Annotated in this window: 12 protein-coding genes; 6 read left to right on the forward strand and 6 right to left on the reverse strand. The window is 62.9% G+C overall.

The window, feature by feature from the left end; genetic code table 11:
• Window positions 1-95: 95 nt before the first annotated feature.
• A complete protein-coding gene (locus BLW71_RS15040; RefSeq protein WP_091797142.1) occupies window positions 96-1,199 on the reverse strand; it encodes an NAD(P)H-dependent flavin oxidoreductase in 1,104 nt (367 codons plus the stop codon).
• 252 nt (window positions 1,200-1,451) lie between these two features.
• On the opposite strand from BLW71_RS15040, the gene BLW71_RS15045 reads away from it, so the two are divergent.
• Together BLW71_RS15045 and BLW71_RS15050 are read left to right on the forward strand one after the other, a co-directional pair.
• On the forward strand, window positions 1,452-2,150 hold the full coding sequence (locus tag BLW71_RS15045) for a dienelactone hydrolase family protein (protein WP_091797144.1): 699 nt from the start codon (window positions 1,452-1,454) through the stop codon (window positions 2,148-2,150).
• Between the two features lie 269 nt (window positions 2,151-2,419).
• On the forward strand, window positions 2,420-3,940 hold the full coding sequence (locus BLW71_RS15050; RefSeq protein ID WP_091800877.1) for an amidase: 1,521 nt from the start codon (window positions 2,420-2,422) through the stop codon (window positions 3,938-3,940).
• A 93-nt stretch (window positions 3,941-4,033) separates the two neighbouring features.
• Here the strand turns inward: BLW71_RS15050 and BLW71_RS15055 are convergent, their stop codons facing one another.
• The 4 genes from BLW71_RS15055 to BLW71_RS15070 form a co-directional block, all read right to left on the reverse strand.
• Entirely contained in the window at window positions 4,034-5,326 is a 1,293-nt protein-coding gene (locus tag BLW71_RS15055; protein ID WP_091797146.1) for an MFS transporter, read from the reverse strand.
• Window positions 5,327-5,580: 254 nt separating this feature from the next.
• Window positions 5,581-5,892: a high-potential iron-sulfur protein gene (locus BLW71_RS15060; protein ID WP_091797150.1), complete on the reverse strand. Its 312-nt coding sequence runs from the start codon at window positions 5,890-5,892 to the stop codon at window positions 5,581-5,583.
• 281 nt (window positions 5,893-6,173) lie between these two features.
• Window positions 6,174-7,280: an NAD(P)/FAD-dependent oxidoreductase gene (locus tag BLW71_RS15065; protein WP_091800880.1), complete on the reverse strand. Its 1,107-nt coding sequence runs from the start codon at window positions 7,278-7,280 to the stop codon at window positions 6,174-6,176.
• Between the two features lie 385 nt (window positions 7,281-7,665).
• Window positions 7,666-8,643: an AAA family ATPase gene (locus tag BLW71_RS15070; RefSeq protein ID WP_091797152.1), complete on the reverse strand. Its 978-nt coding sequence runs from the start codon at window positions 8,641-8,643 to the stop codon at window positions 7,666-7,668.
• Window positions 8,644-8,911: 268 nt separating this feature from the next.
• On the opposite strand from BLW71_RS15070, the gene BLW71_RS15075 reads away from it, so the two are divergent.
• Together BLW71_RS15075 and BLW71_RS15080 are read left to right on the forward strand one after the other, a co-directional pair.
• Window positions 8,912-9,478 carry a hypothetical protein gene (locus tag BLW71_RS15075; protein WP_091797154.1) on the forward strand — a complete coding sequence of 189 codons (567 nt, stop codon included), beginning with the start codon at window positions 8,912-8,914 and terminating at the stop codon, window positions 9,476-9,478.
• A gap of 88 nt (window positions 9,479-9,566) precedes the next feature.
• A complete protein-coding gene (locus BLW71_RS15080) occupies window positions 9,567-10,364 on the forward strand; it encodes an endonuclease/exonuclease/phosphatase family protein (protein WP_091797156.1) in 798 nt (265 codons plus the stop codon).
• A gap of 16 nt (window positions 10,365-10,380) precedes the next feature.
• On the opposite strand, the gene BLW71_RS15085 is transcribed toward BLW71_RS15080, so the two are convergent.
• Window positions 10,381-11,313, reverse strand: a complete 933-nt coding sequence (locus BLW71_RS15085) for an aldose 1-epimerase (RefSeq protein WP_091797158.1) — start codon at window positions 11,311-11,313, stop codon at window positions 10,381-10,383.
• Window positions 11,314-11,713: 400 nt separating this feature from the next.
• Here BLW71_RS15085 and BLW71_RS15090 point away from each other — a divergent pair, with 400 nt between their 5' ends.
• Both BLW71_RS15090 and BLW71_RS15095 read left to right on the forward strand, forming a co-directional pair.
• Complete coding sequence (locus BLW71_RS15090; protein WP_091797160.1) at window positions 11,714-12,766, forward strand: LacI family DNA-binding transcriptional regulator; 1,053 nt, start codon at window positions 11,714-11,716, stop codon at window positions 12,764-12,766.
• Between the two features lie 114 nt (window positions 12,767-12,880).
• Window positions 12,881-13,900, forward strand: a complete 1,020-nt coding sequence (locus BLW71_RS15095) for an ABC transporter substrate-binding protein (RefSeq protein WP_091797162.1) — start codon at window positions 12,881-12,883, stop codon at window positions 13,898-13,900.
• Window positions 13,901-14,017: the final 117 nt, after the last annotated feature.

Genomic DNA, 14,017 nt, shown 5'->3' on the forward strand with positions numbered 1-14,017 from the left:
AAACCGTTAATCATGCGAATAGGCTTTTTGCCTAAAAAGAAGGCGCGCCGAAGGTGATGCCTGGCGCGCCTGGATTACGTCTGAATCATGCTGAATCAGCGTTCGAGGGCGGCGATACGCGCCGTTGCTTCGCGCCATTCGCGTTCTAGCTGACTCATCAGTTCGGCCGCGCCGAGACCTTCGCGGCGCGCACGCCCCAAGGGCGCACCCTGGCCCGACCACAGAGAAAGATAGTCGCCGTTTTCCGCGCGGCTCGCGGTTTGCCGCAGTTCCTGCGTCAACGCATTTTGCACGGGATACGGCGCGATCTTCTGCGGTGTCTCGCTCAACCGCTGCATCAACGGATTGCGTATGCCGCGCGCATGGCGGCCGGTGATCGCGCGCGTGACCGAGGTCGATGTGTCGGACATGGACCGCACGCGGGTTTTCCATGCCTGCGGTATCGCACTTTCATGACAGGTGAGAAACGCGGTGCCCATCACCGCGGCTTGTGCGCCGAGCGCGAGGGCGGCGACGATGCCGCGTCCATCCATAATGCCGCCGGCGGCGAGCACCGGCAGGTCGGTTGCGTCGACGAGTTGCGGCACGAGCGCCATCGTGCCGACCAACGCGTCTTCGAATGCACCAATAAACGTGCCGCGATGCGCGCCCGCTTCCGCGCCTTGCGCGGCAATCGCATCGGCGCCCACGTCGCGCCAGGCCACCGCTTCGGCGACATGCGTCGCGGTGCCTATTACATATAGACCGTTGGCATGCAGCCGGGCGACGTCGGCGGCAGAGAGCAGTCCGAACGTGAAGCTCGCCAGCGGCACGCGCAATTCGATCAGCATCTCCAGTTGTGCGCGGAAGTCCGGCGCGTAGCGTGCGAGCGGCGCACCCGGCGGCAAACCGAGTTCTTTACGCAGCGGGTCGATCGCTTCGAGCGCGGTACGCACAGTTGCATCGTCCGGCGTGGCCGGATCGAGCACGAACAGATTCACGCCGAACGGACGATCCGTCAGCGCGCGGATCGCCGCGACTTCGCTCGCGATCTTTTCGGGCGAGAGCGCCGCGCCCGCCAGAAAGCCGAGACCGCCCGCGTTCGACACCGCGGCGACCATGGCCGGCGTCGTCGCACCGCCCGCCATCGGCGCCTGCACGACGGGCACGCGCAACCCGAAACGTTCTGCAAACGGCGTCACAAAATTGACTTCACTCATGATGGATTCCTTTTCCGGCGATGCGCTCGCCACAGGGACGAGCCGATACGCTCGACTGTACCGAGGCGATCCGCGCCGGAGAAATGAATTATCGAGAACGTTTCAATCGCCTTACGAGATTTCCGCCGCACAGGCCCGCTCTGCAGCGCGTTTCTTTTGATGGCAAACTGACCGCCCCCGCTTCAGGTATTCAGGCCTCTGGCATTTATTCAGACCGACCTCGCACAGCCGCGCGAGTCAATGGAGAGCAACATGAGCACCACTTCCCGATGGATCGATATTCCCGCCGGTAACGACAGTTTTGGCGGCTACCTGGCGCTGCCCAAAGGCGGCAAGGGACCGGCCGTCATCATCATTCAGGAAATCTTCGGCGTGAACAGCCATATCCGTTCGGTAGCGGATCAGTATGCGCAAGACGGCTACGTCGCGCTCGCGCCGGACGTATTCTGGCGCGTGCAACCGCGCGTGGAATTGACGTATGAAGGCGCTGATCGCGAGAAGGGCATCGAGTTGATGCAAAAGACTAATGTCGATCAGGCCGTGGCCGATATCGGCGCCGCGGCCGCCGCGTTGCGCGCCATGCCGGAAGTGACCGGCAAGGTCGCGGCGATCGGCTATTGCTTCGGCGGCCGGCTCGCGTATCTGGCCGCGGCGCAAGGCACGCTCGACGCAGCGGTCGCCTACTACGGCGGCGGCATCCAGAATCAGCTGGAAGAAGCCGCGAAGATCAAGGTGCCGATGCAATTCCACTACGGCGAACTCGACGCGCATATCCCGCCCTCGGCTGTCGGTCAGATCCAGGAACGCTTCGCCGGCCGCACGGACGCCGAATTCAACATCTATCCGAATGCCGATCACGGCTTCAACTGCTCGGACCGCGCCTCGTACAACCAGCGCGCCGCCGCGCTGGCGCATGGCCGCACGCTGACCTTCCTCGGCGAGCGTCTGTAACTCGCACTTCCCGTTGCCGCGCCCGTTTGTGCCGCTCATCGCGCGGCCCATCCGCGCGCGTCAATTGCGCCTTTTTGCCGGCGCCTTTTATTTGCGTCAGTAACTCACGCGCGTAACTCGGTTACTCTCTCAAAGACGGCTTGCCATCGGCATGCCGTCTTCTTCCATGTCCAGCGATCAATCCGGGCGACGTGATCTCCAGCAAAATGGCGTATCGCGAGCACGGACCACCCGCCGACCCGACATTCGATAGCGAGGGCTCATCCGTCGTGCATTCAGACTATCTCGCCCATGACGCCACCGGCCTCGCCGAACTGATACGCAAGCGCGAGGCGAGCGCGCGCGAGTTGCTCGACGTTGCGATCTCGCGCACTGAAGCCGTCAATCCCGCGATCAATGCGATTGTCCTGAAGGACTACGATGCAGCGCGTCAGCGTGCGTCCCGCGACGATGCAAACCGGGCGAACGGCGCAAACACTGCGGACAGCGTCAGCGCGCAATTAGCGCTGGCCGGCGTGCCCTATCTGATCAAGGATCTCGGCGCGCCGGTCGCCGGTCTGCGCATGGCGATGGGCAGCCGCCACTATCGCCATTTCATTCCTGCGCAAGACGCGCCCGTGGTCACGCTCGCGAAAGCCGCCGGCCTCAATATCTTCGCCAAGACCAGCACGTCCGAACTCGGCCAGATGCCTTATACGGAGCCCGAACTGTTCGGCGCGTGCCGCAATCCATGGAATCTCGACCATACGCCGGGCGGCTCCAGCGGTGGCGCGGCGGCTGCGGTTGCCGCCGGCATCGTGCCGCTCGCGCATGCTTCGGACGGCGGTGGCTCGATCCGCATTCCGGCGTCATGCTGCGGACTTTTCGGCCTCAAACCTTCTCGCGGACGCGTACCGCGCGCAACTGCGGCGGCGGCGGCCGGCGACCTCGGCGTCGATCATGCGGTGTCGCGCAGCGTGCGCGACAGTGCGTTGCTGCTCGATCTGATTGCGGGCAATGCCGACAGACCGCTCGGTGCGCCGGGCACGTTCCTGAGCGCGAGCCGCGAGCCGTGCAAGCCGCTGAACATTGCCTACGTCACGGACCCGATGCTGGCGCCCACCCTTTCCGCCGACGCGCGTGCCTCGCTCGAAGACGCCGCGCAACTCGCCAGTTCGCTCGGCCATAACATCGAACCGGTGTCGCTCGGCATCGACTTCGCGGCAGTTCGGCATGCATTCCTCACGCTCTGGTCCGTGACCGCGGAAGACCTCGTGCTGAATGCCGAGCGGATCAGCGGCCGCAAGCCTCTGCGCACCGAATTCGAAATTTCGACGTGGGCGATGGCGCACGTGGGCCGCAAACTCGGCGAACGCGGCCTGCCCGCCGCGCTCGAAGAACAGCGGCGCATCACCGAACGGCTCGCCGACCTGATGAATCGCTATGACGTGATTCTGTGCGCCACGCTGGCCTCGTCGCCGATCAAAATCGGCGAGATGCAGCCCACTGTTGCCGAACGCATGCAAATGCGCGCCGTCACTGCCATGCCGCTCGAAGCGCTAATGAAGAAGGTGCTGACGGAAGCATCGAACAAGGCATTCACCTGGGCGGGTTGCACGGAACTGTTCAATCTGAGTGGTCAGCCGGCGATGTCCGTACCGCTCTATTGGAATGCCCGCGGGCTGCCCGTCGGCGTGCAATTCGCCGCGCGCGAGGGCGGCGAGGCTACGCTGCTGCGTCTGGCCGCACAACTGGAAATCGCGCGGCCTTGGTTCGACAGGCGGCCGCCTTTGATGCCCGCACGCAGTTGAACAAAGACGCGCCGCCGGCGGAGAAGCTGTCGGCGCGAAGTGTCGGTGAAGTTCAGGAGCAGGGGCCGATGCAGACCCAATCCGGGCCGCAGGTCAGGCCGGTTTGCGCTGCGCGTCGAGATCGGCGTGACGCTTGCCCGGAATGCAGGCGAGCGCGACGATCGAGAGCGCCAGTCCGCCCATTACGTAGTAAATCGGTGCGAGCGGCGAGCCGGTGGTGTTGATGAGCCACGTCACGATGAACGGCCCAAAGCCGCCGAACACCATCACCGCGATGTTGTAGGCGAGCGATAAGCCGGTCGAGCGCACGTTCGCCGGAAACAGCTCCGCGATCAGCGCGCCGAACGGCCCGTAATAGCCGGACAGCGTAATCGACAGCAGCGCCTGCACGAGAATCAGTTTCGATACGCTCGGCTCCGCCGCGAGCCATGCGAACAGCGGATAAATGATCACAAGCGTGATGACCAGCGACCACAGCGACAGGCCCTTGCGCCCAATGCGGTCCGACCACGCGCCGGTCAGCGGCGAGAGCACCGTCAACAGCAGATTGCCGACGATCACCGCGGAAAAAGACTGTGCGTAGGGCAGTTTCAGTTGATTGACCGCGAAGGTGGGCAGATAGCTGATCAACACGTAGATCGTCACCGTGAGTGCGATCACGGAGCCGAGTCCGCAGAGCACGTCGCGGCTGTGGCTTCTGAAGACTTCGCCGAGCGTCGCGCGCCGCGCGGTTTTTTGCGCGAGCAGAAACGCTTCCGAATCGGCGAGGTTTCGGCGGATATAAAAACCGATCGGCCCGATGATCAAACCCAGGATGAACGGCACGCGCCAGCCCCAGGATTTCAACGCATCAGGCGACAGGCCGCGCGTGATCAGGGCGCCTACCAGCGCGCCAAGCAGCAGCGCCGCCGCCTGACTTGCCATTTGCCAGCTGCCGTAAAAGCCGCGCTTCGAGAACGGTGCCGCTTCGATCAGCAACGCCGTCGAACTGCCGAATTCACCGCCGGCGGAGAAGCCTTGCAACATGCGTCCGGCTACGATCATCAATGGTGCGCCGATGCCGATTGCCGAATACGGTGGCGCGATCGCGAGCAGCAGAATGCCGAGCGTCATTAGCGCGATGACGAGCGATAACGCGGCTTTGCGTCCCGCGCGATCCGCGTAGAGTCCGAGCACGATGCCGCCGATTGGCCGCATGACGAACGCGACGCCGAACGTCGCGGTGGTGAGCAGCAACGACGCGTAATCGTTGCCGTCCGGGAAGAACAATGGGGCGATCACCACCGTCAGAAAACCGAACACGGTGAAGTCGTACCACTCGAGCGCATTGCCGATCACAGCCGCGACGACGGCCCGCGTATGAAGACTCCTTGACGCTGGTGTCATTCGAATCTCCAGCCTGCGAAAAGTATCCCGTAGTGCGTCGTTTCAGTGCAATGGCATGACAGTGCGAGCAAGAAAGGGGCCGCGAGCCGCTGAGGTCGCATTGGAGTGTAAAGAGCGTGCAAGCCGTTTTCAAGCAGCAAAAAGGCGTCTGCCGCGCGGGACGGCAGACGCCTGTGTGATTCGACCGTAGTGGCGCGCCACCATGTTGCGGCGCGTTTTGCGCGACACCTTTTGTGTGCGCGGCTGACGGGTAATCAGGCCTTCTTGTTATATGCGCTGCACCAACCTTTGCTCGCGACCTGCTTGCCGGCGAACATCGGGCACGGGCCGTACTCGTCGGTCGCCTTGGCCTGGTAAAAGCTGCAGTTGCCGCAGTCCTGGCCGGGCGCGTACTTGGCGAATTTCGCTTTGTCGACTTTACTCGCGTCTGCCTTGTAGCCGAGTGCTTGCGCAGTCGGATCGCTTTCGGAGACTTTCGGTGCATCGGCGAAAGCCTGCCGCGACAGCGCCAAGGTGGATGCCACACCAATGCTGGTGATCAAAAACGTACGACGGGAAGATTTCATGGGGACTCACTCCATTTATATTGAACTGATCGCCGTTCTGATGACAGCGGTCCCCAAGGATATCAATGAAGCCGCCGCGCGTGACGACTCAAATGATAGAGATAACCGAATTGGTACGACTGCGCGCCTGAATGTCGCGCGCGAAAGGAACGGCTCGCGCGCGAGTCGAGCGCCCGCCGTGAGCTTGCGGTTAGTTCGCAGCGGCGAACCCCCGCTGTGCGCGCACGGTTAGTCCGCAGCGAACTCGCAGGGATGCGCGACATGCGCGAACCCCGTGCGAATTACCCGCGTCCGCTCAACTCGCACACCCGCTGCGCGATGGCGAGCGAGGCCGTCAATCCCGGCGACTCGATGCCGAACAGATTGACCAGCCCACGCACGCCATGCGCTGCCGGCCCCTGGATCACGAAGTCGGCAGCGGGTTCGCCGGGGCCCGAAAGCTTCGGACGAATCCCCGCATACGCGGGCTGCAATGCGTTGTCCGGAAGCGCGGGCCAATAGGCGCGAATCGCCGCGTAGAACGATTCCGCGCGACGCGGATCGACGTCGTAATTGATCGTATCCACCCATTCGACGTCGGGACCGAAACGCGCCTGGCCGCCCAGATCGATGGTCAGATGCACGCCAAGACCGGCCTCGTTTGGCATCGGATAAATCAAACGGCTGAATGGCGCGCGCCCGGAGATGCTGAAGTAGTTACCGCGCGCGAGATAGAGCGGCGGCACATGCCGCGCATCGAGTCCACGGATCTTGCGGGCCAGTGCATTCGCCTGCAAACCGGCACTGTTGATCACGCAGGCGGCGCTGATCGTGGCCGGCGCGTCGCCGCCTACTTTGATGATGAAGCGGCCATTGTTCGCTTCGATTGCCTGCACCGGCGCGTGAAATGCGCACACTGCGCCATCGCGTTCGGCGTCGCCTTGCAGGGCCAACATGAACTGATGACTGTCGACGATACCCGTTTGCGGCGAGAACACCGCTTCGACACATTCGAGTGCGGGTTCGAGCGCTTGCGCCTGGTCGCCGGTGATTCGCATCAGGTCGAGCACGCCGTTATCACGGCCTTTGGCCATGATGCTTTCGAGCTGAGGAACCTGGTTGCGCGAAGTGGCGACCAGTAATTTGCCGCAGCGCGAATGCGGCACCTTGCGCTCGACGCAGTAGTCGTAAAGCATCTCGCGGCCGCGCACGCAAAGCGCGGCTTTGAGCGAGCCGCGCGGGTAGTAGATGCCCGCGTGAATCACCTCGCTATTGCGCGAGCTGGTGCCCACGCCGATCGCCTCCGCCGCTTCCAGCACGATCACCTCGCGCCCGCGCGCCGCCAGTGCGCGCGCCACCGCGAGACCGACCACGCCTGCGCCGATCACAACACATTCGATTTGGTCCATGTCCCTTGACGCGGCCAACTTCGCCGCGCGCTGCCTCGCTCGCCCGATCAAGATGAAGACAGGATGCGGCGGACGCGTGCGCAACACCGCGCGCTGTCGAACGCTCCTGTCCATTCGCAACCGCTACGCCAGAGTGTGCAACGCCGTACAGACAGAAATGCCCGCAGTCAGCAACCACTGCGGGCACTCGGTCTTGCGCAGATCCTACACGTAACGGCCGGACTAAATGAGTGTACGCCGTCGAAGGTGACAACGCTCGCTTGTTGCCAGGTCATTCGCAGCAATAATTGCCACGGCATTCACTCCATTTTCGGTCCGGACTTCCGTTTTGACTGGGAAAAAACCCTGAAGAGGCGGGTTTTCCACAAGAAATCGGCAAAAACACTCAAAAACCAATCGGTTTTCGTCGATTTCCGTAGTCCAGGCGAATGTCGCCGGCCTCGATCCGGTCACGCCCGTCAATGCGCGCCGCGCCGAAGCCGTTGAGAATCGCCCGGCGCATTTCACGCGGCGACGCACGCATCAGCGCATCGAGCGCGGCGTCGCCGAGCACGTCGGGAAAGCGCAGGCCCCAGTTGTGCGCCGAGCGGATCTCGTCGTAGATCGCCTGGGCGATGCGGCGCGCACCGTCATGATCCGGCGGAGGGATTTCATACACGTTCATCCGGTTCAGGATCGGCTCGGGAATCGAGCGCTCGTCGTTCGCCGTCGCAATCCAGATCACATGCCCGGCATTGATCGGAATCTCGGCGAATTCGTCGATGAAGGTCTGCGCCGTATCGTGCTCGAGCAGCGCATACAACGCGCCGAGCGGATCGTATTGCGAATCGCCGGTCGCCTTGTCGATTTCGTCAACGGCGATCACGGGGTTCGCGTAGCTGCCGTTCACGAGCGCATCGAACACCTTGCCCGGCTTCGCGTTCTTCCATTGCGAAGACGCGCCCGACAGAATCCAGCCCGCCGTCAGCGAACTCATCGCCACATATTGATACGCGGTGCCGAGCAGGCGCGCCAACTGCTTCGCGAAGTGAGTCTTGCCGATGCCGGGATCGCCGAGCAGCAGAATCGGCATCAATTCGAGGCGGTCTTCGGTCTCCAGACACAAGGCGACCTGTTTGCGGATGTCGTCGAGCGGTGCTGAAAAGTTGGGCAGCGCGTCGATCAGATCGTCGATCGACGGCATGCGGTTCGGCTTCACGCAAAAACGCAGATTGCCGGTTTTCAGCATCTTTTCGTATGTCGCGCGCAATGCCTCGTTCGCGCCGTCACCGAGATCGTTCAGCGCGGTCTCGACCTGATCGAGGTCGTACACCCGACTGAAAGACGCCACGGCGATTTCCTGTTTGACCATTGCTGTTGTCATCGCTCACCCCGTCTGGCTGGTCCTGCTGCTTCGGCCCCTGTATGGCGCCGTTTCAAGTCCAGTGTAGCGAGGACATATTCACGTGCAAGCCAGCAGTCGTGCCGCTCTGCTGCTAACAGCGGGTTGTTTTTGGCGATTCTCAACCCTATCTGAAATGGATTGTTGCTGAACCCGGCCCCGTTTGAAGTGTCAGAAAGGCGTTGCGCCCATCAGGCGTAAGATGGCCCTCTGACCATGCCGCCGGATCCGGTGACCGGAGACTTTTTCTATGTGGAAAACCAGTATCGTGGCTGTGTTGCTCGGCACTTCGTTGCTTGCTAATGCACAACAACCCGCACAACAAAAAAGCGCACAACAAAGCCCGCAACCGGGCACGCCACAGAGCGCAGAGCAACGGCCGGCGCAGCAGGTCGTGCAATGGCAATTACAGGTCATGCGCGACGGCCAGCAGATCGACACGTTCGACGGCACCACCACCGTCGGCCAGGCGCGTACGGACACGCATCACAAGATGGTGCAACACAACGTCGGCTGTAAAGATCAGCCCGGCGGTAGTATCGATCTGGCGCGTACGTTGACCGTCTCGCCGCTGCAGGCGGATGCGAACGGCGTCACGTTGTCGATCGAAGCACAGGAAACGTTCGAGGAAAACGCCGCGCGACAAACGGACACCGGCTGCAAGCTGCCGCCGCAACCGCGCCAGGTGAGCGCGAGCCATCCCGGTCTGAAGGTGACGCCGGGGCAATGGGCCAGCTGGACGATCGTCGACAAGGATCCGAACCTGGTCTACCGCGTGCGTGCGAGTCTCGCGGACAGCACCAGCACGGCAAACTGATCAAACCGATGCAAAGCACACGTAAGACAACACGCAAGCAGCGCGCGACTAACCGACGCCCCCAAACAGAACACGTGGACAACGCGGCATGCGAAACCCCGAAGAATTGATCCGCGAGAGCGTAGCGCCCAAGGATTTCATTGCGGTGAGCTGGAACCTGCACAAAGGCCGCACGCCGCTCGGCTTCCAGGCCTGGCAGGCCATGCAGCGCTGGGTGCAATCCACCCACGCGGACGCGTATTTTTTACAGGAAGCGATGGCGCGGCGCATGCCGTCGCCGGTGCTGGCGAGCAGTTTCGGCGAACCGCTCGCCGATCCGTTGAGCGATGTCTGGCATTGCCAGGCCACTGAAATCGCGCGCGCGCTGGAACTCGAAATCGCACTCGGACCGAACGTCTTCAAACCGTCGTGGCGGCATGGCAATGCGATCCTGTCGCCGCATCCGCTTGATCTCGGCGGACGCTGGGACATCTCCGCGCATCGCTTCGAAAAGCGCGGGCTATTGGTTGCGCGCGCCACCTTCGGCGGTCACTCGGTCACGCTGTTGTGCGCGCATCTTGCGCTGACGCGCTCGGCCCGCTTGCGTCAGATGAACTGGATCGCTCACTGGATCGCGAAAGAAGCACCGGAAGGTCCGCTCGTGCTGGCCGGCGACTTCAACGACTGGCGCAACGATTCGGTGCCGCTCTTCGGCGAACATGGTTTGCAGGAAGTGGCCACGCTGCTCGGCGAATCGGGGCGCACCTTTCCCGCTTTCTCGCCTGCGCTTGCGCTCGACAAGATGTTCGTGCGCGGCATGAAGCCGGTCGAATGGATCCAGCCGACGCAGGAAACCGCGTGGCTCTCCGATCACCTGCCGTATATGGCGCGCTTGCGGATCGATTGAGCGCCGACGCCGCACGCTAGTCTTTGTGCGGCGTCCATTGCAGCGTCGCGGCGATCTCCTCGCCCGGCTGCAACACGCAGCCGCCCACCTGCTCACGCATGCCGACCGTGTTGAAGCAATCGGTGGTGTTCGTCACCGGCTCCACACACAGTTGCGTGTCGTCGGCCGGCGCGAACACCACCATGTGATCGAACGGCGCGTCGGCGATCATCGTCAATCGACGGCGTTCGTCGGGCCATGCAATGGTCGCCTCGCGTGACCAGTTCGCAAAGTTGTTGTCGAGGTCGAAGGCGTCGGCGGACATGCCTTCGCGCAACGCGTCCACCGCCGGATGCGGACCAAGATGCGTCGGCAGCACCTCGGCGTCGGCGTGCCACATGGCCTCCACTTTGGCGTAAACGCGGGTTTGCGCGGTGCGCGGATAGTACGGGTGATGCCCCATGCCGAACGGCATCGGCCGGTCGGCGAGGTTTTGCGCGGACAACGTGATGCGCAGCGCACCATCGCTCAACTCGATACGCTGCTGCGCGCGGTAACGGAACGGCCAGTCGCCGGGTATGCGCGAATCCGGTTCGTGTTCAAAGTGCAGTTGCACCGAACTTTCCGTCCGCGCGCCCACTTGCCATGCGCGCCGCCACGCATTGCCGTGCAGCGCGTGGGCGAAACGCGTGTCGTTGCCGGCGAGGTCGATCGTGCCGCCGTCGAATTCGAAACGCGCGTTGCGAATCCGGTTGCAGTAGGGAAAGAGCGGAAAGCTCGCCATGCGCAGCGGATCGCGTTCAGCGAAGGCTACGGGCGCGGCAGGCCGCAACCAGTGCAGCGGGCCGTCGGGCGTCGTTTCGTAGAACGCCGCCAGCGCGCCGCCCACGTCGGGGGCGATCACGGCGCGCAATGCGCCAGCCGATAGCGTGACGACCGTGGCGACGACTGCGGGATCGTCGAGCCACATGAGTCCAGTCACGCGTGGCGGGATCGAATTCAAGGAAACATCGTGCATGGTCAGAAAAGACGGGAGCTCGGGCGGATGGCGGCATGAACGCGCATCGGTGTCTCCCTCGGTGTCTCCAATTGCGAGCCGCGCACAGCGCGCGGCCGGCGGACCCGTCCAGGTCCGCGCGACCGAGAATCGCACGCCAAAGCAAACCCGTCAATATTATTAGTAATAAATTGGACCAATCCATCTTGTGCAAGCGGCGATCGTGGTCTCCCAAATGACGGGTTAGCGCGCGTTGCCGCGTGCATATTATTAGTGGTACCGTCAGCACCACGATGCCCATGGCATGCCCCAGATTTAGCGCCGCGGTAGCGCGGCCCGCACAATGAAAAAATCGACCCAACGCCGTCCGACCATGACCGACATCGCCAAGCTCACTGGCGTGTCGCAATCGACTGTCTCGCTCGTGCTGAACAACGCGACCGGCGCGAAGTTCTCCGAGGCCACCCGCAACAAGGTGCTCAAAGCCGCGCACGACCTCGGCTACCGGCTGTCGCTGCGCGAACCGGTCTCGGCTTCGAGCGACGAACGCAATCTGATCGTCTATCTGGCCGACGAGATTTCCACCAGTCCGCATCCGGTCGTCAACGTCGATGGCGCGCGCGACGCGGCCTACGCGAGCGGCAAGATGCTGGCGGTCTATTCGACGCACGGCAACGCAGACATCGAGAAACAGGTGCTCGACGCCACGCTGTCGAATCCGCACGTGTTCGGCGTGATCTACGCGACCGTCTATACGCGCAAGGTGACGCCGCCGGCGGCGCTCTCGCAGGTGCCGACCGTGCTGCTGAATTGCTATACGGGAGAAGGCGGGTTTTCGTCGGTGGTGCCCGCCGAAGTCGCCGGCGGCCATCTGGCGACCGACTACCTGTTGCAGGCCGGACATCGGCGGATCGGCTATATCAACGGCGAACCCTGGCAGGATGCGTCGAAAGATCGCCTGAAAGGCTACCGCACCGCGCTCGCCACCGCCGACCTGCCCTTCGCGCCGGAACTGGTGCGCGACGGCGACTGGAGTTCGGGCCTTGGCTTCGAACTGACGCTCTCGCTGATGCGCGAATCCAATCCGCCAACCGCGATTTTCTGCGCCAACGACCTCACCGCGATCGGCGCCATCGAAGCCTTGAAACAACACGGCCTGCGCGTGCCCGAAGACGTCTCGGTGCTCGGCTACGACGACCAGGAAATCGCCCGCCACACGCATCCGCCGCTCTCGACCGTCGTGCTGCCGAACTACGAACTGGGGCGCTGGGCGGTCGAGACTTTGCTGCAGGAAGAACACAATCGCGCGGCCGGTGCCCCCGTTCGGCATCGCATGGTAAAGCTCGACGGTCCACTCGTCGAACGCGGCTCGGTCAGGGTAATTACCGAGGCAAAAAAGCCAATAATTAATATTATTAGTGATTGACCGATAATAATTCCGAGTGAAATAATCGGCACGTCGAGTCAGGCGAACGTCGCCGGCCGGCATGAGAAACACTAAAAGCAAATACACCTACCTCACCAGGTACTGGAGGAAGACATGGCGTCGCTCAACACGCAGTCGCGCGCTCACGCGCGCAAGCAGCAGATTCGTCCGCTGGCGGGTTCGCTGCTGGCTCTGGCAATCGGTTTCGGCGTCGCCACCGCGCACGCCGACGACGCGTTGCCCAAGCTGTCCAACAAGACTCCCCTGAAGGTCGGCTTCGCGCAGACCGAAAGCAACAATCCGTGGCGTCTCGCGGAAACCAAGAGCTTCAAGGAAGTCGCCGCGAAGTGCGGCTGGCAGTTGGTCATGACCGACGCCAATAGTTCGAACTCCAAGCAGGTGTCCGACATCCAGAACATGATCGCGCAGCACGTCGATCTGCTGGTGTTCCCGCCGCGCGAAGAAAAGCCGCTTGCACCGGTCGTGCTGCAAGCCAAAAAGGCCGGCATTCCGGTGATTCTGGTCGACCGCGACGTCGATCAATCCGTCGCCAAGGCGGGCCGCGACTACATTACGTTCATCGGGTCGGACTTCATCGATCAGGGCCATCGCGCCGCTGACTGGCTCGTCAAGGCGACGGGCGGCAAGGCGAAGATCATCGAACTCGAGGGCACCACCGGCGCATCCGCCGCGAACGATCGCAAGAAGGGCTTCGACGAAATCATCGCGAAAAATCCGGGCATGACGATCATCGCGTCGCAAAGCGGCGATTTCGCACGCGACAAGGGCCGCCAGGTCATGGAAACGCTGTTGCAGGCGCATCCGGACGTGACCGCCGTCTACGCCCACAACGACGAAATGGCGCTCGGCGCGATCGCCGCGATCAAGGCCGCCGGCAAGCAGCCGGGCAAGGACATCCAGATCGTCACGATCGACGGCACCAAGGGCGGCATGGACGCGATCGCGGCCGGCGAACTCGGCGCCAGCGTGCAGTCGAGCCCGTTCTTCGGCCCGCTCGCTTGCGACGTCGCACAGCGTTACGCGAAGGGCGAAAAGATCCCGACGTGGGTCAAGGTGTCCGACAAGTTCTACGACAAGAGCAACGTGCAGCAGAACATGCAGTACGGCTATTGAGATCGAAGCCTTGCTATACGCGCAGTTTTGAAGTTTGAGCGCTGCCGTAGCAGGGCGTCCGCACGCTCCGACAGCGCCCCGATGGAAGTCCCCCGCCCCGAAGCAGATGCTGTTCAA

It is taken from the genome of Burkholderia sp. WP9 (assembly GCF_900104795.1).
GTDB lineage: Bacteria > Pseudomonadota > Gammaproteobacteria > Burkholderiales > Burkholderiaceae > Paraburkholderia.

What these genes read in the sequence shown, in the direction of transcription:
- BLW71_RS15040 (WP_091797142.1), bottom strand. Translation starts at nt 1,199, where the DNA reads ATGAGTGAAGTCAATTTTGTGACGCCGTTTGCAGAACGTTTCGGGTTG.
- BLW71_RS15045 (WP_091797144.1), top strand. Translation starts at nt 1,452, where the DNA reads ATGAGCACCACTTCCCGATGGATCGATATTCCCGCCGGTAACGACAGT.
- BLW71_RS15055 (WP_091797146.1), bottom strand. Translation starts at nt 5,326, where the DNA reads ATGACACCAGCGTCAAGGAGTCTTCATACGCGGGCCGTCGTCGCGGCT.
- BLW71_RS15060 (WP_091797150.1), bottom strand. Translation starts at nt 5,892, where the DNA reads ATGAAATCTTCCCGTCGTACGTTTTTGATCACCAGCATTGGTGTGGCA.
- BLW71_RS15065 (WP_091800880.1), bottom strand. Translation starts at nt 7,280, where the DNA reads ATGGACCAAATCGAATGTGTTGTGATCGGCGCAGGCGTGGTCGGTCTC.
- BLW71_RS15070 (WP_091797152.1), bottom strand. Translation starts at nt 8,643, where the DNA reads ATGACAACAGCAATGGTCAAACAGGAAATCGCCGTGGCGTCTTTCAGT.
- BLW71_RS15075 (WP_091797154.1), top strand. Translation starts at nt 8,912, where the DNA reads ATGTGGAAAACCAGTATCGTGGCTGTGTTGCTCGGCACTTCGTTGCTT.
- BLW71_RS15080 (WP_091797156.1), top strand. Translation starts at nt 9,567, where the DNA reads ATGCGAAACCCCGAAGAATTGATCCGCGAGAGCGTAGCGCCCAAGGAT.
- BLW71_RS15085 (WP_091797158.1), bottom strand. Translation starts at nt 11,313, where the DNA reads ATGTGGCTCGACGATCCCGCAGTCGTCGCCACGGTCGTCACGCTATCG.
- BLW71_RS15090 (WP_091797160.1), top strand. Translation starts at nt 11,714, where the DNA reads ATGACCGACATCGCCAAGCTCACTGGCGTGTCGCAATCGACTGTCTCG.
- BLW71_RS15095 (WP_091797162.1), top strand. Translation starts at nt 12,881, where the DNA reads ATGGCGTCGCTCAACACGCAGTCGCGCGCTCACGCGCGCAAGCAGCAG.